This window comes from Chryseobacterium sp. KBW03 (assembly GCF_003852415.1).
Taxonomy (GTDB): Bacteria; Bacteroidota; Bacteroidia; order Flavobacteriales; family Weeksellaceae; genus Chryseobacterium; species Chryseobacterium viscerum.
The window spans coordinates 433,345-453,357 of sequence record NZ_QAJO01000005.1 but is presented as its reverse complement, the minus strand read 5'-3'; the positions used below and the strand labels follow the sequence as shown (position 1 = coordinate 453,357).

Here is a 20,013-nt window from a genome sequence, read left to right as displayed (position 1 = left end):
ATTGTTTAGTCTTTTAGGTTAGGGTATTTTTCATCTTTTAATTTCGTATACAAATCCGGGAAGTTCTTTCTTACATCTTCCAACTTATCGGAACTGTAAAGATCATCCCAGCTCTTCCCTTCGTATTTTTTCTGCTCTTCAGCCTTATCCTTGTTTTCAGTCACTGAAACCTGAGCAGGTGTTGCATCAATAAGATCTTTTAATCCTTTCGGATTTTCAGCAAAAGAAGTGGAAAGGGCTTTTGCCATTTCATTAGTCAATTTTTTATCTGTTTTACCTTTGTCGATAAGGTCCTGAACTTCTTTTTTTACTGACTCTACTTTTAAATCTTTTAGTTCGGTTTCTGCCTTTTCTTTGTCAGCTTTATGCTTATCAGAAGAATTGGCTTTATCCACAAGATTATTGATAGCGGTAACTACATCGCTTTCGTCACCGTCTTTTAAATTAAGGGCTGTTAAAATTTTAGCAGCATCTAAAGTTGTATTATTCATATTTTTTTTAATTATAAATTCTTCAAAGTCAGCAAGGTTTAACTCATTATTATCTTTATCATAAAGATTAGCTAATGCATTGTAATTACCTGGAATATCTACAAGGGATATTTCTCTGGGAAACCACTTTGTAACCGTTGGTTTTTCTTGACCCGATAACATTAGCTTTTTATCACTCGTAGCGTCCAAAACAGTAATTTTCCCAACTGAAGCAGCATTTAAAAAACCGGATTCAACTTCATCTACTGTTCTTTGACCTCGTGGGTGTGATAAATTGATACATGGTTTTGCAAATACTCGATCACCTTCAACTCGAAAATTCTCCCAACGTACTAAAACACCTTGCTCTCTTGGATATTCTTCAGTACCATGTAAGTAATAACCGATAGGGTTTTTTTTGACTTCATCCAACTGGAGTCCTTCTGATAAACAACGGTACTTGTAAACATTTACAGAATTATCTGTTATACAGAATTCCTTATCTATTTTCTTAAATTTTTCGGCACTCATTTTTTGTCTGTAAAATTTTCTGAGTACAAAGATTTCGTTTTTTCACAGCCTGCCGAAATAGCTGTGCAAGGATTGCACAACTATTTTAAAATCAAGCCATTTAAATACAATTTTGTACCGAGAAATACTATAAAATGGCAGTAAGTAAGACACAACAACGGGAACATGCACGACTTCTTTATGTAGGTGAAAGGATCACCTTGAAGGAGGTTGCAGAGCGTGTTAACGTTACCGAAAAAACAATCGGTAGATGGTGTAAAGAAGATAGTTGGGAAGAACTTAGAAAAGGTCTTTTAACGACAAGACAAACACAGCTTTCAAGATGGTATAAACAATTGGATGCTATAACAAGTAAGATTGAACTCCGAGATAACATTCCTACCAATGCTGAAGCTGATACCATGAGTAAAATCACCTCAAATATCCAAAGACTTGAAATTGAAGTTGGGCTGGGGGAAATCATTGATACTGCAAAAAAAATAATAACCTATACGCAACAGATCAACCTTAATGATGCCAAAATGATTAAGGCTTATTTTGATGAGTATATAAACCACCGCGCAAAAAATGGCTAAGAAAAAAAAGTCAGATAAAGAGTGGTTGTCAGAATGGAAGGAATTTGGTGACAACATAGACAACGCTACTCCCATTGATCTGACAGAATCGTCTGTAGATAAATTAAAAAGGATTAAACGCCTGGAAGAAAATGACGAGGAATGGTTTAAATACTATTTTCCGAATTTTTACACGTCTGAACCCGCTGATTTTCATTTAAAGTCTACTAAAAAGGTCATGAACAATGCTGAATATTATTTAGTTCGTTCATGGGCCCGGGAGCTTTCAAAATCGGGCCGTACAATGATGGAAGTCCTGAAGCTTGTATTAACCGGGAAAAAGAAAAATATTCTTTTAGTTTCAAATTCATATGATAACGCCAACCGTTTATTAATGCCTTACAAGGCTATTTTAGAACGAAATAACAGGATTATTAATGATTATGGTCCACAAAAACGGATTGGAAGTTGGGAAGATGGAGAATTTACCACCCGTGGAGGAGCAGCGTTCCGAGCATTGGGAGCAGGTCAGTCACCGAGGGGAACCCGAAACAATGAGATTCGTCCGGATGTTATTTTGATTGATGATTTTGATACTGATGCAGAATGCTTAAACTCTGAATTGATTGAGAAAAAAATCAAATGGATTAATGAGGCTCTTATTCCTACACGTTCTATTTCTCGGGGGCTTTTGCTTATTGTCTGTGGTAATATCATTGCTGATTACTGTTGTGTTTCCGAAATGGGAGCAAAGGCAAAATCTATAAAAGGAGGCTCATGGGAGATCATCAATATTCGTGATGAAAATGGGGTGTCATCTTGGCCCCAAAAAAACACTGAAGAAGCTATTGATAGGGTAAAAGATACCATTAGTTATGAAGCATGGGAAAAAGAATACAATAACAATCCTATGGATGGGGGGAAAACCTTCACCAACCTTGTAGATACGGAACCGTTCAAGCTAAAATATTGCAATCATGTTATAATTTATGCTGATCCTGCTCCCAGTGACAGTGAGAGTAAACAATCATCCAGTAAGGGTATTGGAATCATTGCCAATATGGGGCTAAAATATCAGGTATACAAAGCATGGTTAGATAGAATGACTAACGCAAAATTTGTTGATTATCTTTTTGAAGCTTATAAAATATGTATTAATGCTGGCGTAGACGTAATTGTAATTTATGTTGAAAACAATACATTACAAAATCCTCATTACAAAGATGTTCTACTCCCCGCTGTTTTCAAGAAACAAGAGACTGAAAACATAAACCTACCAATAACTCCTGACGAGCGACTCAAGCCACACAAATGGACCAGAATTGAAGGAACTCTGGAGCCTATGATACGTTTGGAATCATTGACTTTCAACGCTAAAGAAAAAGAAAATCCGCACATGATCAGACTAAAAAAGCAATTCACAAATGCTAATCCAAGATCAAAAGCTCTTGACGGACCTGACTTCGTAGAAGGTGGTGTGGTCATTATCAGAAATAAAGTAGCTGCTGAAACTGCTGGTGGAGTTGAAATGTATGAGCGCAAACCAAGTAGACACAGATTATAATTATAAATACTGCAAAATATGAGTTTAATAACACCAGCCGATCTGGTAACAGAATTATATCCTGAAGTCATTGACGAAATTACCAGGGCTTCAGATCAGGAGCAAAAAGACCAAATAAAGGCTGCGGAAGACTTCGCCAAAGCATACCTATTTAAATATGATTTAATAGCCCTTTTTGGCACTAACACACTACTTCCAGCTGTTGACGATGACAGTCTCAAAAAATGCGTCAAGATTATTGCTGCTTACTTTTTGGTAAGAAAAGCAAATCCAAATGTAAGTCTATCATTATTTAGAGATGATTATATGCTGATGGTAGGAACAAAAGAGGAACCTGGCTGGTTGGAAATGATCCGAAATGGAGACCTCAATCCAGCATGGCCTTATAAACCTGATAACCCCGATACCCCTGAAGATGAAAGCACACAAAATAATGATGTGTACTGGACTTCTACAAAACAACGAGTAAACCGATTTTAACGATGAGAAAGAATAGAAATACCCTGACAGATCCGCAAACTGCTGCTCCTGCATATCTTATACATGATTTAACCCTCGTTTCACCAGATAGAACACGAAAGGACATACAGTCTTTAAAAAATTCGGTAACAAGTGCAGAACTTGTACACTTTCCAAACAGGACACTACTATACGACTTGTATCATGATATTCTGTCCATGGATGGTTTTTTACAGGGAATAGTTGGCAAAAGGATTGATGCCGTTCTTAATAAACGTTTGAAATTTTATGATAAATCAGGCAAAGAAGTTGAGGAAATAACCAAGCTTATGAAAACTGCTGGAAGAGATCTCATTCGTTACATTATGGAATCTATTTTCTGGGGGATTTCTGGAGTAGAGTTTATCATTGGTGATAAAATGTGCTTTAACGAAATTCCAAGGAAGCACATAAAACCAGAAAAGGGCATTATCACGAAAAGCCAGTACGGAATGACCGCGGAAAACGGGGGGTTTGTTATTGATGAAATGCCTTTTGTTTGGATTATCGGTAAAAAAAACGACTTAGGAAAGTTACTTTCCTGCTCAATGTATGCCATTTACAAACGTGGTAATTTTGGAGATTGGGCTCAGTATGTTGAAATTTTTGGTCAGCCTGTAAGAATTCTTCAATATGATGCTTACGACACAAAGACAAAGCAAGAGTTAAAAGATATCTTGACAAAGTCAGGCAACTCTTTAGCCATGATGATTCCTAAACAGGCCGAATTCCAAATGCTTGACGGAAAACACAGCAATGGAGATGGTAAGCTTCAGGGCTCATTTAAAGATGCTTGTAACCAAGAAATGGCAATTAGTATTCTTGGTAATACGGAAACGACTTCAAGCTCTTCAAGTTCCGGATATGCACAATCCAAAGAACATGGAGAACAGCAGGATGAAATAACTGCATCTGATTTGATCATGGTGGAAAACTACCTGAACTCAGATAAATTTTTATCGATTCTTAAATCATATGGTTTTGATGTAGAAGGAGGGGAATTTGGTTATGAATTAGAACTCAATTTAGCAAAATTAAAGACACGTCTCGAAATCGACATACAGGTATCTACAAAAGTGCCTGTAAGTGATGACTATTGGTATGATACATATGGAATACCAAAACCGGATAATTATGAAGAATTGAAAAAGGAAATGGATCGAAAGACATCAGCTATTGAACAAAAAAAGCCGGAGGAAAAGGAAATTCCGGAAAAGGAAAAAGAAACATCTGAAAATAATGATGATTTGATTGATGTTAGCAAGCCAAAATTACTTGATCACTTTTTTGAAAAGCTGGCGGATTTTTTCGACCCAGCCCGACATTAGTCGGGCAATTAAATAATTTATACTCTCATACATGCGAAGTCTGTGGAGGAACAATTGAAGATCATTACGAAGATTTAGCAGATGGAAAAATAGACTATGAGCAAATAGCCCGTGATCTTCTGAATAATAAAAACACTGTTACGAATGCAGATCTTCATCTTTCTACTGCGAAACAGCTTTTTGAAGCGGTCAACTCAGGAGGGGTTATTAAATCAGGAAATAAAAAAACAGCCAGTTTAGAGCCCTATTTAAAACGAAATATCTACCATTTTTCGGCTGCCAAAAGCTTTGTGCAGATGGAATACTTCAGAAATGGGATGGTAGACAAAAAAGGAAATATTAAAAGTTTTTCTGCCTTTAAAAAGTGGGTAGCGGATTCCGGGGAAATGTTCAACGAAAAACATTTGAAAACGGAGTATGACATGGCTCATAGTTCTGCTCTTATGGCTCAGGTTTGGGATGAACTGGATTCGGAACTCGTAGAATTCAATACTGCTGGAGATAGTTATGTAAGACCTGCTCACGCTCTTTTAGATAAATTCACTGCTCCAAAAAGTGACCCGGTTTGGAGAAGGATTTGCCCGCCTTTAGCGTGGGGGTGCCGTTGCAAGATCGGACCAGGTAAAGGAACAACACCCAAAAAATTGAATAATAAACAAGCTTATGACATTGTAAAAGATGATGTAAAGGGGACTATTTTTGAAAATAATACAGCCGTCACAAAAATAATTTTCAATGACAAACACCCTTATTTCCAAACTGCCAACGGAAAGGAAAAGCAACTCACATGGAGTAATTATGGACTTCAGGATCTCAAAAAAATAAAAACCCGAGAACTGGATGCATTCCAAAGCCGGGAAATGGGTAAAAATGAAACAGTAAAAAGTCCTCATGAAAGTTGGATGAATCCAGACAAAGGAACCACAAATCATGTTAGGTATTACCAGGACAAAACTGTTATTGTTACTACGGGCAAAGATGATGAAGTCACCCAGGTAAAAGTTATCGGGATGAGCCGTGATAGAGTGATTAATCAATTTAGAAAAGGAGTATTAATGCACAAGGAATGACACCAGAACAAATAATACAAAGAAAAGCTCTTGAGCTGAAAAACTATACAGAGAATATTTTGCCGGGAAAACAGGCAAATACAATTTTACGTTTTGTTAATGGCAATTTTCGGGCTCAGGGATGGCAGGGAACTTATTTTAAAAAATGGAAACCTTCCAAGAAAAAGAAAGGATCTATTTTGATAAAAAGCGGAAGGCTCAGAGCAGGAACCACAGTAAATATATCGAAAGGGCAGGTTACGGTTCAAAATAAAATGCCATATGCTGCCATACATAACGAAGGTTTCAAAGGTAAAATGGTGATCGGATCTTTTACCCGTAATAAATATTCAAAAACGAAAGTCGGCACAGGGAAGCTTACCAAGACCGGAAAAGAAAGACAAAAAACAGTAAGCTATAAGAGTGGCGAATCAAAAGTGAAAACTCACTCAAGACGTGTTAATATGCCACGAAGACAGTTTATGCCAACCGCTAAGAGACAATCTGTGGCCCTTAATAGAGCTATTACAAAGATGATTGAAAATGACATCAAAAAAATTATGAAATAATGGATTACTTTTTTTCACAGATATTAATAGACCTGCAGGACCGTATTTCCGCTAAAGTTCCTGAGATTAATTATATAGATCAGGATCTTGGACAATTAGGGCAAACGGGTGAAGACGAAAGACCCGCTATTTCTTCTCCTGCTGTACTTATTGATTTCCCGGATTCGGATTACTCTGAACTTTCAACAGGAGCACAGCTGGGAGCGGTTAATATTACATTTCAGCTTATTTTTGAAAACTACAGCCCGACATGGCACAAAGTACCAAAGGACGTCATTAATAGAGGTCTGGAGTACTTAAAAATAGAACAGAAACTTTTCAAGTGTTTGCAAAAATGGAAACTTGACTATTTTACACCACTGATCAGAACTAATGTAAAGTCCCAAAATAATAATGACATAGGGTTAAGAGTGCGTACAATTACTTTTTCAACTTCCTATGAAGACTATCCGGAAGAGGAAGATTTCAATGAGTTTGAAATAAAATTTAATGGGGATTTAAAACAGTGATAATTGTTCTGTAGTTTCAGCTGTAGGAAAAACCATTCCTTTAATATTCATCCATTGACGATAGGATATGTAAATATTATGCTGTGGAAAGTAATTATTAAGAATCCTTGTATCTGGCACATCCTGATGCTTATACTGGTTATACACCGATATAATATACTTCGCTTTTTTAATATAATTTCTACGATTATATGCCATTATCGGGACAAAAGTACAATCCAGATATATACCAGTCAAGCTGGCGTTATAGCACATAAAAAAACCCGCATTAATGCGGGTTTTTTTAGCGTTCAATTTTAGAGACATAATCACGACCAACTATAATTCCAAATTCAAAAAATTCCATCGGATTAATCGGGCTTTCTCGATCACTTTTAAAAACAAGTGTAGAACGGTCATTATCTACTTTCTCAACCGTGACAGTAAAAATAGTTGCAAAACCTGATCCCATTATGCAGGTATTTAATGCCTCCTGAATTACTTTTATCCTTTCGTTGTTTGCTGTGTATCTATGTTCCATTAATAATTATTTAGGTGATAAATGTATTATGAAAGAAATTAAATAGGTTGTGGATTTCCGTAACCTATATATTTTCTTTTAAAAAACAATTTAACTCTGTTTCAAAGACATTTAAATAAAGCTTTTCTGCACTTTGAGACTCTCCAGCCTTGGTAGCTGTAAAAGTGTATATTTCCTGCCTTGGTTCACTTAAAAGCATAGTTTCAACTGCTTCAATGACTAAGACATAACCTTTCACCTCGTAACCTTTCTTTTGCAGAAAGTTGATGATGTTCATCTGGGGAATATGCATTTTGATTTCCATTTTGTAAATATTATCGCCTTCTGGCATTATTCTTACCATTTTCTTTTATTTTTGAAATGTCTTGCGTTAGGATTAACAGAGTGAATTTCATTAATTACAACTTTTTGTTTTCCGAAACTTAATGATGTCATTGCAGTTGCGAGCTTTTCAAAGTCTTCCCTTGATTTCTCTATTGGCTCAGGAATTGCTTTAAGAAGTGCGTGTAATTCTTCATAGGTTAAATGTTTTCTGTAATCAGTAACATTTTTTTCACCTTCTTGTAAAGACTTAATTTCGTTAGTGCCAACAATTATAATTTTACTCATTTTTTTTCTTCTTTTTTGGGGTTGTTTTTCGATGTTCCTGCTCTTGTAGTAAGATTTCATACGCTGTTTTATTACTAAACTGAGTTCGCTGGATTTCATATTTAAGATCACTGTCAGATAATTTTTTACAGGTTTCAGGTAATTTTTCAATGTAATTATCTATACTGCTTAAAATTCCTTTTACACTAAATATCTCTGCAGATCTTTGGATTGGATTTGAAATCCTGTTTTGAAGTTCTGTAAACTTATTATATGCCTCCTCAGACATCTGTGTTTGATCGGCTTTTTTCTTAAACTGCTTCTTTTTTGCTTCAATCATCTTTTCTCTTTGTTCTGACTTGTACTGAAAGTATTGAGGGACATACGACATAATTTTATCATGAAAATTGTCATAGTACTTTAGCTTCCCCAGATCTCCCGTTCTGATCATCTTAAAGAATAAAATTAAATCCTCTACTGTATCAGTTCTGAACTTATCATAAAGATCACCAGCAAGAACCCGTACCTGATATATCTCAAGTTCTTTCCCGGTAATTTTTAAGTAAAATTCAATGATTTTAATAATCTCTATAACAACATCCACTTTAGATCCCTGCTTCATGATCAGCTCTCCTGCCTTTATTGAATCTTTAATTGTAAGAGACTGTTCTATTTTTGCAATGGCATTAAAAGCATCCTTATCCGAACATGGCTTTAAGATCATCAACGTTGTCGGCGGCACTTCGCTCGACTTTATTAAGTTGCTCATAATATTTCTGGTAGAGTTTAGGATTCTCTTTTACATTCAGTACCTGATTAATGTATTTATCAAAGTTTGACTCTCTAAAAATCGTTACCGGATTAAGATGTCCGCTCATTGTAGCGTTTTTCTTCCATTCGATAGTTTTTAACTGTATTACTTCCTGTATCTCATTAAGAGAATAGCCTTCTTTTAATACTCGTTTGATTCCCGTTAAATTTGCTTTTCCCGGGCGGTGTCGGTGTCCTGTGATCTGATTGAACAGATTAAGGATTTCAATTTCTGGGGTTATTGTTTCTGCTTCCATCTCTTAATATTTAAAACCTGTCCAGTGTATTATCTTTCCTTTAAAATCCTTATTGAAATAAGAAAAGAAATCATCTATACTTTCAAAACCATCATTTACAGCTAGCTGTAGCATTTTTTCTTTACCGTTTCCTGCAACATCATAAATTATAGTTCCATCAATTTTAACAAACGGTTTTGCATACAAGCCGTGGCTATTCCATATAGACATAAATTTTATTTCAATATTTTGTATTGAAGTAACCTGTATTCTGGGAGCAAAACAGAACATGTTTTTTTGCCGTGCATTAATGAAAAAGTCTATCATCATTCCTGATTTCCAACGAGAGGTTTTATCTTCTCTTATTGTATGTATTTTGGAATACCCTTTATACACTGGGGTATGAAGTTTATTATAAAGCAGTGATGCATCAACCTTATTAACATATTGCTCTAAAAGTTCACATGATATTCCAAATGTTAAAATTTCATTCTCAAATAATCCTGCTATTATTTTCTCAGGAAAATAGGTTGGTTTTCCGTTTAACTGTGTTGAAAATGATAGTATCATAATATCCAGTATTCTTTTAATTCCTTTGGATGTACATGAATTTCTCTTGCGTTTGGTTTAATAAATCCTTTGTCATCTATTTTTTTTCCCATTACTCTGGGATTAAAAACGATATGGCCAAAAATGAACTGCATTCCTCTACTATGGATGTATAGTTTTGATTTACCATTCGTAATTGTCATTCCGATTTGAACAATAGCATTGTTTTTATCAGTCAGATTTTCATCATAATAGGCTTCAATTAAATCCATTATAGGTTTTTCAAATTCATTAATTTTACTTTGATATTCTTTTTTAAATTTTTCGAGTTCTGCTCTAATTGGCCCTGCATTTTTTATTGCTTCTTCCTGAGCCTTTAATATTTGTTCAGTTGTAATCATAACTATTCTATTTCTCCATTTCTTTTTAACTCTTCGTAGTCTGCTTTCATTGTTGGTGCCAGTTCCTTCCAACATTCTGGACAGAAATTATTTGAATCACCATCCTCGTGCATTCTTTCGATATCTGTTTCTTTCTGGCAACTTTCGCATTTTAGATAACAAGCTAACTCACAAAGTCTATCTAGTTCAGCAGCCAATAAAGCCCCTGCAATTGTCAATCGTTCTATGTGCCCTCTATCGATTAAATCCTGAAATCTTACAGCATCCCAGTTTGTGGGGATTTCAGTTACAAGGTCATGTGGAGCTAAATCCTGAAGCAATAGAGTAACTGTAGCTTGAATTAATTGTTTATCCTCATAATATTCAGGATGATTTACATGATATTCAGCAGTAAAACCGTGTTTATCTATTTGCTTTTGTCTTTCTTTGGCGATCATCAGAACACCGTTTGTTATTGGTATCATTGTTTTTATTTGTATTAATTGGATAAATTCTAATTCCCTCACGCTCAGGAAAAAGGTCTGCAAGTGAGGTTCTTCTCTTCTTAAGCATTTAGTTTAAATTAATTTTTTCAGTCCCTTTATCCCACCATGACTTTGTAAAGGGTTTTTTTGCGCTTTTAGAATTATTGCTTTCGAAAGCACATAACTGCTGGTGTAATTCTTTAAGCTCTTGTATTGAATGAGAGTTTAAATGCTTTTTAAACTTGCTTTTAAGCTGCATCCAGTCATTAAATTCAAAGAAAGAATTGGGCTTTTTAATTTTTATTTTTTCGGCTTTTGCTAAAATTTTAGATCTCCATTCTTTTTTTATTAATACCTGTTGCAAAAGAGTATGTTCTTTTTCCAAATCAACAGAAGGATTATACACAGCCAAAAGGCCGGATGCTTCCGCTTCTGTAAGTTCATCTATCAGGGTGGTTCTATGTCCTGTATACCCACTGATTTCTATTGCTATATCGACCGGAGTACGATCTGCAAAAATTTGTTTTAATTCTTCTTTTGGGTTCATTGTAATAATTTATAAATCCTGCCGGTTCTTTAAATCCACTTGATTATTTTTTAATACTTGTTATTTTATTTATGCGATCAGCTGATATCATTGCTGTAATGAGTATTCCCAATAAAAATCCCAATATGAAAGTCACTGAGGAAACCCCTACCAATAGTTCAAAGTCTGTCATTTTAGTAAGAGAAATTTAGATTAATACCTTCCCACTCGTTCCGTTCGTTTTTCGTAAAAAAAGAAACATAATCTTTGCTTAGATTGAAGCTGTAACTTTCTTTAAGAAGTCTGATGCCTTCTGTCCAATTTTCATCAGTAAAGCGACCTTCCATACTGTATAATTTCTGCACAAGCTGAATATCAAGAGCCCCATTCTTTCTTTCAAGGAGTGACATAATTAAGTCTTTGGTATCAAGATCTCCCTGGTATTTGGATGTCAGAAAATCAATTATATGTTTTTCTGCCTGATGTGATCTTTCATCAAAATTTCCTTTGCCTTGTCTTTTAAATTGTATTCTATAATTTTCAGATTCAATTTGAAAATTACCACGGCTATCCTGATGCCTTTTACTATATTCTTTAAGGAGGTCGAAAAGAGTTCCCATATCAGAAAATGCTTTCTTTTTAAATTTTGTAAGCTCCCATGATAATTTTTCTGCTGATGGTCCCAGCTCATTAATTACAGATTGCTTAAGGCTTTCATATTCCCTCCTTTTGTTTTCCCGGTCAGAAGCTTCTTTATTTTTTCTTTTATTTAGTTCAGCTTCCAACTCCTCAGTTGTTAATACTTGTAAATTTTTTGTTGTATTCATAATTTATAATTGTTTTATTTTTAGTAAATCATTTTTGTATTGTGGATATAGCTTCAGATAATCTTCATCTACAAACCAGCAGTCATATTCTGAATTAAAGAAATAAAGAAGACGGTCCTGCCCATATTTTGTTTGTGGAGACTCCCAGTTTACTTTTCCTATCCACTCTAAGGCTATTAAAACCTTTTTTGATGCTATTACAGCACTCTCATTACAATGATGGATTTGAGCCCGTTCCTGCCAGTCTAAAAAATTGATCAGACTATCAAGTTGTAAAACCTTTTTTAATGTAGTCTTATCCATAGGCTATCCCGTTTTAGTCCAGTACTTTTCTGCTCCTTCCTGCCAAATGGTTAAACCTTCCGCATAATATCTTCCAAGATACCTACCTTTTGAAAAGGCTTTGAAACCTTCTACCCATATTTTAAGGTCAGCATCATATTGAATACGAATTGCAGTTTTTCCAAGAGGTTTGTTTCCATCCATTTGCGAATTCCATATGAATAGTTTATCTGGAAACTCTTCTTTAAGGGCTAAATACTGCTCGAAAGTCATCCCTGTATACTGCCAGCTATCTGTAATTATAAAGCGTGGAGATTTTCGTTTTTTAAGTCTGATCCGTAAGTCGTCATATTTTTCTTTAATGAGTTGAATTTTACGACCACAATCAGATACATTATGTCTTTTCCAAGCCTTCTGCATTGTTCTGGAAGTGCCTTCCTCTAAAGAATTGAAAAGAACATTTCCAAATGGAGATAAAGCTTTGGCCAGCTCCAACATAAAGGAAGTTTTTCCGTTTCCTGAGTTTCCAGAGATAAACCAGGATCCTGAAGCTTCCGGCTCGTCAAAATTGTCATGCCATTCGCCATCCCATGTAATTAAGTCGTATTTAGTTGCTAATAAATCCGTTGATGATATGGCTTTCCTCATAGTTTTGGTTTATTTAAAATTGTTCTGACTAGATTTTCTGTCAGTGGCTCCCCCAGTCTTTCAGCTTCTCTCATGGCAGGTAGTAAAGCATCGTGCAACTCTCCATAATTTTCGCATTCATCCTGAAGAAACTTTTTAAGTCCACGGTCAGCCATATCAGTTAAAAATTCTTTGAAACGTGTATCTATTGATCTCAATTCACGAATACCATATTTTACACGGCGGTAAAACTGAGGCATACCCGGGGCGTTTTTACTTTTAAGCCTTTCAATCTTTGCAATTAGCTGATCAGTGCCAATCATGATCAGTGCACATTTGCCATATAAATGATCATGCAGCTCTTTGATATTACAAAGTGTTGATTGTTTCAGGTACTCGGACTCATCCCATGCAATCATTGGTTCCCGCCCTTCAAGTTTCATTTTGGTGATTTCTTTTGTGACTGTCCTTAACTTTTTGGAAGGGGTTCCAGTTAGCGGGATTCGCATTGCTATTCCTAATTTATCCAATAGGTCAGTAATTGTATCAAGAGAGCCTACAGTCACTTTAAAGGTATCTTTGGGGTTTTGCTTCATAAAAATATCAAAGCAATATGTTTTACCCGCCCCAGTATTTCCAATAATTATATTAGTATATCCGTGTTTTTTGGCATCCGTTAAATAAGTTATCATCTGCATGAATTGAGGTGTTTGTCGTGTAGTCCAGGCTAATTTGTTCTCAGGATCAAAATCTATAGCCTCACAAATCATCCTGAAGTATTTATCATCAATTTCTACATCCTTTCCTCCTGTGCTTACGAAATAGGTATTCTTTCGCATATAAGAAAGGTAATTTGCTGGCACACCTGATTTTGCAGAGAAATCAGCAGCGGTGTACTCATTATTTATTAACCATTGGTTAAGAGCTGATATAATATTATTTTTTATTGTGTTATTCATTTTCTAAGTATTTTGAGAAGTCCATTTTTTTGTTTAAATAATCCATTTGTTCGTCATCCCAGTTTCGCTGTTCAGTTAATCGCTGTTTTTTATCCTGTTTTTCAAGGAGTTTTTTTCCATTATTCAGACGCTTGGCATTACGTTGGTCTTTGTGCTGCCCCCGGCTATCTACTATCAACATTTTGGCAAGCGTGTTGTCTAACTCTGGATTTTGGATAAACATTTGACTTACTTTTTTACTGTCTTCAGCCTGAGTTTCTAGTACTAATGTTTTTAAATCTTTATTGAAGTTCTTAACTTTCGTTCTTTCTTCTGAATCACCTTCTTTAAGGTCATACAATGCCATCGGCTGTACATATTTATTGGTAAGCATAAAACTGATATTTCGGGCTTCATCATAAGCTAAAACCTCTTGAAGGTTATCAGAATCATATTTGACTGTCCAATCTACATGAGCATTCATTCTAAAGTTGGGATCAAAGCTGTCAAACTCCATTTTTCGACCGTTAATTGCTATATGTAAACCGTTATGGTTTATTTTATTAGTATCTCCGGTGGTTTCTCCAAAGCACATTAAGTATTCATGCTGGGACATTAATTTTATAGCATCCTGAGGCATTTCGTTGTAAGCTTGCAGGTATTGTTCCTGTAATCTTTCACGTTCCATTTCAATCATTCTTATAAGCTGCATTCTACAACCAACCTCGTCAGGAAAAGAATGTTTAATTTTATTCAGGTATTCATCATTAGGCTGAATTTTAGCTTTGACACCTTGGCCACTCCAATTTGGAGCGAATTGACAATATGTTTTATTAAAGTGCTTAAACCACGGCTCAATTACCTTTGATTTTGCGTTTCCAACCTTAGCAGGTGTATAGTGATCTGACATCATTGTATAAATAGGTGTCATTTCTTTTTTAGCATAATTATCAGACTGAATCTGTAGTACTTTGTGTTTTGATCCGAAAAGCTCTTCCGTATGTCTTACTGCATTTCTTAAAGCAGCTTTTATAAGCTCTGCGTTTTCCTGAGTTCCTATCGCGTATCCTATCGGATATTTAATGGAAGGATCAAGAACCACAACCATAGTTAATCTGTTATGATATGTTGTGATATTCTGTCCTTTAAGGGATACTGACGATTTTTGGTACAATAATTCTGCATCCCAACCGTCCACCGTCCAGTAAAGCAAAGGTGCTGAAGGCGCTGATCTTTTAACATGCATAGCCACTTTGTTATCAAACCCCTTTTCTCCTTTTGTTCCAGCCATTACAAGTAAATTCCATTTTTTACGATAATTACCGATTGTTGATGCAGAGAGTTCAGGGAACTTTTGAAGCTTTGCAACTGAATTATATACCATTGCTATTTGTTCATTGTCAAAAGTCCTGTGATCACGTAATAAAGTTCTTAATAAGGCTTCCTGCTGATTATCTTTTACTTTAGAAGCTTTTTTGTTCCCAAAATTCTCCGAAATAAGAGACGAGTAACCCTCTTTTTTGAAGTCTTCCAGTTTTTCCTTTAGTCTTCTGGCTGATTTTGGCAATGTGTGCCCTATTTGATCTTTTACAGCAGTTACAGCATCAGTGGTATCATTCCATATATCGGTCAATCCTCTTTTGCCATTACGGCTCTTTACAAAGGTTAAAGTCTCTTTAATGAATACATCCACCGCCTGAAGCATTTGAGCGTTTTTTACATACTCGTCTTGCTTTTCTGGAGACAATGTGCGGTATTCATCAAGTAGATAATAAGCAAAGAAGTCTACAGCTTCGTAATCGTCATGATAATAGTTTAATAGTAGATTTTGCGAGTTTTTCTTGGGAGGAAAACCTTTTATTTTTATTAACTGAACCTTGAATCTTTCAGGAATACTATCAAACTCTACCAGAGCTGTATTATCTAAACCGCCTGCGGTTCTAATTTTATTTAATTTACCTGTACTACACAATTTTTTGTAATTTGACTCTGACATTATTCCTAAATCATCGTACAAAGCTTTTGCAGGAATCGTTAAAGTATTTTGATAGAATTGATACATTTTTAAATTGTGTTTAAATGCTGTTATATAGGCTTACTGGTTTTTCTTATAATAAATTTCCCAAATAATACCCATTCATAATTTATTACATGCTGAGCAAAAAGAAAATTTATACTACTGGCTCGACATCTAATAATTAGATGAACTAATTTTTGAATTGTTTTCATATGATGCAGGGTTTAAGGTTTCCATTTTTTCTTCTAGTCTTTTTTTTAAAGCATTATCAAGCTCTTTATATTCTTTTATTAATTGATCAGGCATTTCACCAACTCGATCACCTCGCAATGATTTTCGAATGAAATCAAAAGTGTAGCCGTATCTACTTCTTAAAACATTCAGAATGTCCTCATTGTACTTAATTCTTTTTTTTGTAGGTTTGTCCATTGTTTCAATTGTCTTTTTGTTGGGACAAATATCGCATTTATTTGCGATTATCCAAACGGTTTCCCGTAATATTTTGCGGTTTAATTATAACGTATTGATTATGAATGAAATAAATTTGCGAATAAAACAGTTAATTGACTATTTCTGTAGTGGAAATAACTCACTATTTGCAAACAAAATAGAAATTGGTGAGTCAAATGTGCGTAGTTACCTTAATGGAACTGAACCAAAATTCAATGTAATTGAAAAAATATGTAAAACATTCGCAATAAATACCGAATGGTTAATATTGGGTATTGGAGACATGGAGAAGGAAAAAGAATCAAAAAACATTAAATTAGATAACAGGGTTCCTCAAATTGTAACAATTGATTCATATAATCATGATAACATTGCCTTAGTCCCTCAAACATTGAAAGCTGGGTATATCACAGGTTATAATGACCCTACATTTATAAAACAGCTCCCTGCATATAGAATGCCTGGATTAAATAATGGAATATTCAGAATGTTTGAAGTGGAAGGAAATTCAATGTTTCCAACATTGCCAAATAAAAGCTATGTAGTAGGTCAGTTTATTGATGACTGGGAGAAAGATATAAAAGATAATAAAATATATGCAATCATCTCAAATGAAGTTGAAGACGGCATTATAAAGAGATGCATTAACCGCATAAGTAAATATGACAATTTAATCTGTAAATCAGATAATAGACGAAATTTCCCCACCCAGAACATCAATCCATTATCTATAAAGGAGGTGTGGGAAGTCAAACTACATCTAAATTTTCAACTACCTGATCCTGCTGATATTTATGACAGAATGGACGATTTAGAAGCAGAATTACAAGAAGTAAAACGCAGAGTTCAATAAAAACACCCCTTCAAAAAATAAGATCATCAGTTTATTCTGATTATCAATATTTTACGTTTTATAAAGTGTGAAAAATAGGGGGCACAATGATTGTATTTAATGTATTTTTGATGTTAATTTTAAACAAATCACATACTACACTCAACCAGTAACTACACTATAGAGTAACTCCAAACGTAACCCCTAACGTAACTGCTATTACTTTTTTTGAAAATTCTTTCAAGAGCTATTTTAACCAGATAGTATTATAAATAAAAGGATATTAGACTCACTTTATTTATGAAAATTCCGCATTCTACATTATTACAAGGCTGTTTTTGCCATAAAAAAGAATAAGCATCCTATAAGGGTGCTTAAATGTTATTTAAAGTGTATTTAAAATGGTAATAAAAAGGTAGTAAATGACAATCAGTTTTACTTTTGGATATAGCTTATTTTTTTTATTTTCCCTTTATTAATAAGGGATTAGGCTTTTTTTTGACCTTTATTTTTTTTGACCTTTTGTTTTATGCCCTATACAGAGGAAAAAAATCATCATTTATTAATTATTGCTTATTACTTATTACCGATTACTTATTACTCATATCATAGCCCCGATAGCAGCGGTTACCCCACAGCGGGTTGGGTTTTAGGCCCGGTGCGAGGAGTATGAGCGGATAGCGGGAAACAGCTTCTTATCAGCGGATATCCTTTTATTTGAAGGAATAAAACTGTTTTAAATTCTGAGAGATAATGGGATTGATATTTTGAGATCGGTATTATGATTCGTATTTTTGTTAGCAATAGAAAACACCTAAATCCAAATTACTATTACCATGAATATTTTAAATAAGTATAAGAACTTATCGGCTTTTCTTTTGTTGGGTCCCTTATGTTTCGGGCAATATCAGTTTGAAGTAAAAAATGCGTCAAAAAACTATAGTGCGATCATCAAGGTAGAAAATTGTTATGACAGCCGATGCAGTGGAAAGGGGACTGTGGAGCTTTTTGATAACAGAAACAGTAAGGTACAGACTTTTGTTTCCGATGATCTTGTTCTGGAAACAGAAGAAAGCCAGAAGCTGACCCCGGGGAAAATGATTCAGTTAACAAAGCCGCAAAATTCTGTGATTATAGATGATTTTAATTTTGACGGAACAGAAGATATTGCGATAAGAAACGGAAATATGGGGAACTATAGCGCTGCTTCATACGATGTATATGTGTTCAATAGTACCAGAATGGCATTTGTGAAGAGTAAAGAGCTTACGGATCTTGCTTCCAATTCCCTTGATATTTTTGATGTTGATGCCAAGCGCAAACGCCTCATCGCTTATGGAAAATCAGGATGCTGCAATTTTTTCACGATGGAATATGCCGTAATTCCGAATAAAGGACTGGATATGGTCTTTGAAAAGGAAGAAGATACGACTAATGAAGATCAGGTAAAAGTAATAACAAAAGAAAAGATCAATAATAAATGGAATACCAAAACGAAGGTATATCCTGCAGATCAATATAATAGAAAATAAGAAGTAAGATGAAAATTCAGAAAGAAATCGATTTTATCCTGGCAGTGGATGCTTTGAAAAATGTACAGAGAAGAAATTATAATGCAGACGATTCCCGAAGAGAAAATACAGCGGAACACTCCTGGCAGATTATCATTCTGGCTCAGATACTTTATCCCTATGCAAAAAACCGCACCGATATAGATTTGTTAAGGGTGATAAGAATGCTTTCCATTCATGATCTTGTGGAAATAGAGGCCGGAGACACTTTTATTTTTGATGAAAAAGCAATGGTAGGAAAGTTTGAAAGAGAGAAAGCTTCTGCTCAGAAGATCTTCGGAATTCTGGATGAACCTTTACGTTCGGAATTTTTTAATCTTTGGCTTGAGTTTGAAGAAGAGAAAACACCGGATGCTGTTTTTGCCTGTGGAATAGACAGAATCATGCCATTTATCTTAAATTCCCATACTTCAGGAAAGAGCTGGACGGAAGCCGGAGTAACAGAAAAGCAAATCAGAAATATACTTGAAAATGCGATCACAAGAGCCTCAGATGAAATGGGAGAGGCTTTTGAACTGCTGCTGAACAGAAGTCTGGAAACAGAAAAAGTTTTGAAATAATTTCAGTGAGAATAGAAAAATTTCGGGCGGCCAAAGGCCGCCCGAAGCTTATTATTTATAGTATCTGGATTGGTTTCTTGAACTCGTCTATTGCTACAAAAGTGAAATCACCTACAATGGCTTTTTCTCTTTCATAGGAATACATCTGCTCGGTGTAGATTTCAACATTTACTTTCATACTGGTTTTTCCTACGTATGACACTTTTCCGATCAACTCAACAATCGTTCCGGCAGGAATAGGTTTCTTGAAATCGATCTTGTCACTGCTCACTGTTACCACTCTTTTTCTTGCAAATCGGGTTGCGGTAATAAAAGCTACTTCGTCCATCAGCTGCATCGCCGTACCTCCAAAAAGGGTATCATAATGATTGGTTGTGTTAGGGAAAACCGCTTTAAAGATTCTGGTTTCGGATGCTTCAATTCTTTCTTCTGTAGTCATATATCATTATTAATTAAAGCGAAATAAAATGATATTAAAATAACAGAATAATGACAGGAACTTATAGAATTCCTGAAACAATCCATCAGATCAATACAACTTCAAATCGCGAAAGTTACATGTTTAAGAAAAAGGCAGGTCTCCTGACTCGTAACATCTTTATCTCCTTCCCATGCCTCGCACAGTGGATCTTTGATAAAGATTTCAGTTACTTACAGTTGCGCGACAGTCCGTGATTTTCACACGGTTCCCTTTTAATCTGCAGTGATGCAGAACCAATTTCTGTGATGAATAAGTGTAAAAC

The 20,013-nt window shown here is 35.0% G+C and carries 27 protein-coding genes and 1 riboswitch; of the genes, 10 read left to right on the top strand and 17 right to left on the bottom strand.

The annotated features are described in order from the left end of the window. Positions 1-5: 5 nt before the first annotated feature. Positions 6-1,001 (bottom strand): phage protease, encoded by a 996-nt coding sequence (locus DBR39_RS13580; RefSeq protein WP_124533933.1) that lies wholly within the window; start codon positions 999-1,001, stop codon positions 6-8. A 134-nt stretch (positions 1,002-1,135) separates the two neighbouring features. On the opposite strand from DBR39_RS13580, the gene DBR39_RS13575 reads away from it, so the two are divergent. From DBR39_RS13575 to DBR39_RS13545, 7 genes are all read left to right on the top strand, one after another. After that, positions 1,136-1,576, top strand: coding sequence for a DDE transposase family protein (locus DBR39_RS13575; protein ID WP_124533931.1), 441 nt, complete (start codon positions 1,136-1,138; stop codon positions 1,574-1,576). Then, entirely contained in the window at positions 1,569-3,119 is a 1,551-nt protein-coding gene (locus DBR39_RS13570; protein ID WP_124533930.1) for a hypothetical protein, read from the top strand. Before DBR39_RS13575 ends, DBR39_RS13570 begins: the two co-directional genes overlap by 8 nt. Before the next feature lie 18 nt (positions 3,120-3,137). After that, positions 3,138-3,599 (top strand): hypothetical protein, encoded by a 462-nt coding sequence (locus DBR39_RS13565; RefSeq protein WP_124533928.1) that lies wholly within the window; start codon positions 3,138-3,140, stop codon positions 3,597-3,599. A gap of 2 nt (positions 3,600-3,601) precedes the next feature. Continuing rightward, entirely contained in the window at positions 3,602-4,945 is a 1,344-nt protein-coding gene (locus DBR39_RS13560) for a DUF935 family protein (RefSeq protein WP_124533926.1), read from the top strand. Positions 4,946-5,241: 296 nt separating this feature from the next. Continuing rightward, a complete protein-coding gene (locus DBR39_RS13555; protein ID WP_124533924.1) occupies positions 5,242-6,015 on the top strand; it encodes a phage minor head protein in 774 nt (257 codons plus the stop codon). Next, positions 6,012-6,563, top strand: a complete 552-nt coding sequence (locus DBR39_RS13550) for a phage virion morphogenesis protein (RefSeq protein WP_124533922.1) — start codon at positions 6,012-6,014, stop codon at positions 6,561-6,563. The genes DBR39_RS13555 and DBR39_RS13550 overlap by 4 nt, the downstream gene beginning before the upstream one ends. Continuing rightward, positions 6,563-7,072 (top strand): hypothetical protein, encoded by a 510-nt coding sequence (locus tag DBR39_RS13545; protein ID WP_124533920.1) that lies wholly within the window; start codon positions 6,563-6,565, stop codon positions 7,070-7,072. Before DBR39_RS13550 ends, DBR39_RS13545 begins: the two co-directional genes overlap by 1 nt. A 283-nt stretch (positions 7,073-7,355) precedes the next feature. On the opposite strand, the gene DBR39_RS13535 is transcribed toward DBR39_RS13545, so the two are convergent. The 15 genes from DBR39_RS13535 to DBR39_RS13465 all read right to left on the bottom strand — a co-directional run bounded on the left by DBR39_RS13535 (position 7,356) and on the right by DBR39_RS13465 (position 16,286). Next, positions 7,356-7,592, bottom strand: coding sequence for a hypothetical protein (locus DBR39_RS13535; RefSeq protein ID WP_124533916.1), 237 nt, complete (start codon positions 7,590-7,592; stop codon positions 7,356-7,358). A gap of 64 nt (positions 7,593-7,656) precedes the next feature. Next, positions 7,657-7,923: a hypothetical protein gene (locus tag DBR39_RS13530; RefSeq protein WP_228447834.1), complete on the bottom strand. Its 267-nt coding sequence runs from the start codon at positions 7,921-7,923 to the stop codon at positions 7,657-7,659. Between the two features lie 5 nt (positions 7,924-7,928). Further along, entirely contained in the window at positions 7,929-8,201 is a 273-nt protein-coding gene (locus tag DBR39_RS13525; RefSeq protein ID WP_124533912.1) for a hypothetical protein, read from the bottom strand. Then, the gene (locus DBR39_RS13520; RefSeq protein WP_124533910.1) at positions 8,194-8,949 is read right to left on the bottom strand and encodes a hypothetical protein; all 756 of its coding nucleotides are present in this window, start codon (positions 8,947-8,949) and stop codon (positions 8,194-8,196) included. Before DBR39_RS13520 ends, DBR39_RS13525 begins: the two co-directional genes overlap by 8 nt. Further along, positions 8,879-9,247 (bottom strand): conserved phage C-terminal domain-containing protein, encoded by a 369-nt coding sequence (locus DBR39_RS13515; protein ID WP_124533908.1) that lies wholly within the window; start codon positions 9,245-9,247, stop codon positions 8,879-8,881. Before DBR39_RS13515 ends, DBR39_RS13520 begins: the two co-directional genes overlap by 71 nt. A gap of 3 nt (positions 9,248-9,250) precedes the next feature. Next, positions 9,251-9,796 (bottom strand): hypothetical protein, encoded by a 546-nt coding sequence (locus DBR39_RS13510; RefSeq protein ID WP_124533906.1) that lies wholly within the window; start codon positions 9,794-9,796, stop codon positions 9,251-9,253. Continuing rightward, positions 9,793-10,176: a hypothetical protein gene (locus tag DBR39_RS13505; RefSeq protein ID WP_124533904.1), complete on the bottom strand. Its 384-nt coding sequence runs from the start codon at positions 10,174-10,176 to the stop codon at positions 9,793-9,795. The genes DBR39_RS13510 and DBR39_RS13505 overlap by 4 nt, the downstream gene beginning before the upstream one ends. A gap of 2 nt (positions 10,177-10,178) precedes the next feature. Then, complete coding sequence (locus DBR39_RS13500) at positions 10,179-10,640, bottom strand: hypothetical protein (RefSeq protein WP_124533902.1); 462 nt, start codon at positions 10,638-10,640, stop codon at positions 10,179-10,181. Positions 10,641-10,728: 88 nt separating this feature from the next. Beyond that, on the bottom strand, positions 10,729-11,187 hold the full coding sequence (locus DBR39_RS13495; RefSeq protein WP_124533900.1) for a hypothetical protein: 459 nt from the start codon (positions 11,185-11,187) through the stop codon (positions 10,729-10,731). A 173-nt stretch (positions 11,188-11,360) separates the two neighbouring features. Next, entirely contained in the window at positions 11,361-11,993 is a 633-nt protein-coding gene (locus DBR39_RS13490; RefSeq protein WP_124533898.1) for a DUF3164 family protein, read from the bottom strand. A 3-nt stretch (positions 11,994-11,996) separates the two neighbouring features. Further along, on the bottom strand, positions 11,997-12,296 hold the full coding sequence (locus DBR39_RS13485) for a hypothetical protein (RefSeq protein ID WP_124533896.1): 300 nt from the start codon (positions 12,294-12,296) through the stop codon (positions 11,997-11,999). A gap of 3 nt (positions 12,297-12,299) precedes the next feature. After that, the gene (locus DBR39_RS13480; RefSeq protein ID WP_124533894.1) at positions 12,300-12,923 is read right to left on the bottom strand and encodes a hypothetical protein; all 624 of its coding nucleotides are present in this window, start codon (positions 12,921-12,923) and stop codon (positions 12,300-12,302) included. After that, entirely contained in the window at positions 12,920-13,861 is a 942-nt protein-coding gene (locus DBR39_RS13475) for an ATP-binding protein (protein ID WP_124533892.1), read from the bottom strand. Before DBR39_RS13475 ends, DBR39_RS13480 begins: the two co-directional genes overlap by 4 nt. Then, the gene (locus DBR39_RS13470) at positions 13,854-15,902 is read right to left on the bottom strand and encodes a hypothetical protein (RefSeq protein WP_124533890.1); all 2,049 of its coding nucleotides are present in this window, start codon (positions 15,900-15,902) and stop codon (positions 13,854-13,856) included. Before DBR39_RS13470 ends, DBR39_RS13475 begins: the two co-directional genes overlap by 8 nt. Positions 15,903-16,031: 129 nt before the next feature. After that, positions 16,032-16,286: a hypothetical protein gene (locus DBR39_RS13465; RefSeq protein WP_124533888.1), complete on the bottom strand. Its 255-nt coding sequence runs from the start codon at positions 16,284-16,286 to the stop codon at positions 16,032-16,034. Between the two features lie 100 nt (positions 16,287-16,386). Between DBR39_RS13465 and DBR39_RS13460 the strand changes: the two genes are divergently transcribed. From DBR39_RS13460 to DBR39_RS13450, 3 genes are all read left to right on the top strand, one after another. Beyond that, positions 16,387-17,160 (top strand): helix-turn-helix transcriptional regulator, encoded by a 774-nt coding sequence (locus tag DBR39_RS13460; RefSeq protein WP_124533886.1) that lies wholly within the window; start codon positions 16,387-16,389, stop codon positions 17,158-17,160. An 815-nt stretch (positions 17,161-17,975) separates the two neighbouring features. Beyond that, positions 17,976-18,671 carry an XAC2610-related protein gene (locus DBR39_RS13455; RefSeq protein WP_124533884.1) on the top strand — a complete coding sequence of 232 codons (696 nt, stop codon included), beginning with the start codon at positions 17,976-17,978 and terminating at the stop codon, positions 18,669-18,671. Positions 18,672-18,679: 8 nt separating this feature from the next. Then, positions 18,680-19,270 (top strand): HD domain-containing protein, encoded by a 591-nt coding sequence (locus DBR39_RS13450; RefSeq protein WP_124533883.1) that lies wholly within the window; start codon positions 18,680-18,682, stop codon positions 19,268-19,270. 55 nt (positions 19,271-19,325) lie between these two features. Here DBR39_RS13450 and DBR39_RS13445 read toward each other — a convergent pair whose 3' ends face one another. Next, positions 19,326-19,709: an acyl-CoA thioesterase gene (locus DBR39_RS13445; protein WP_002977578.1), complete on the bottom strand. Its 384-nt coding sequence runs from the start codon at positions 19,707-19,709 to the stop codon at positions 19,326-19,328. A 115-nt stretch (positions 19,710-19,824) separates the two neighbouring features. Further along, positions 19,825-20,004, bottom strand: a riboswitch (cobalamin riboswitch). Between the last annotated feature and the right edge of the window lie 9 nt (positions 20,005-20,013).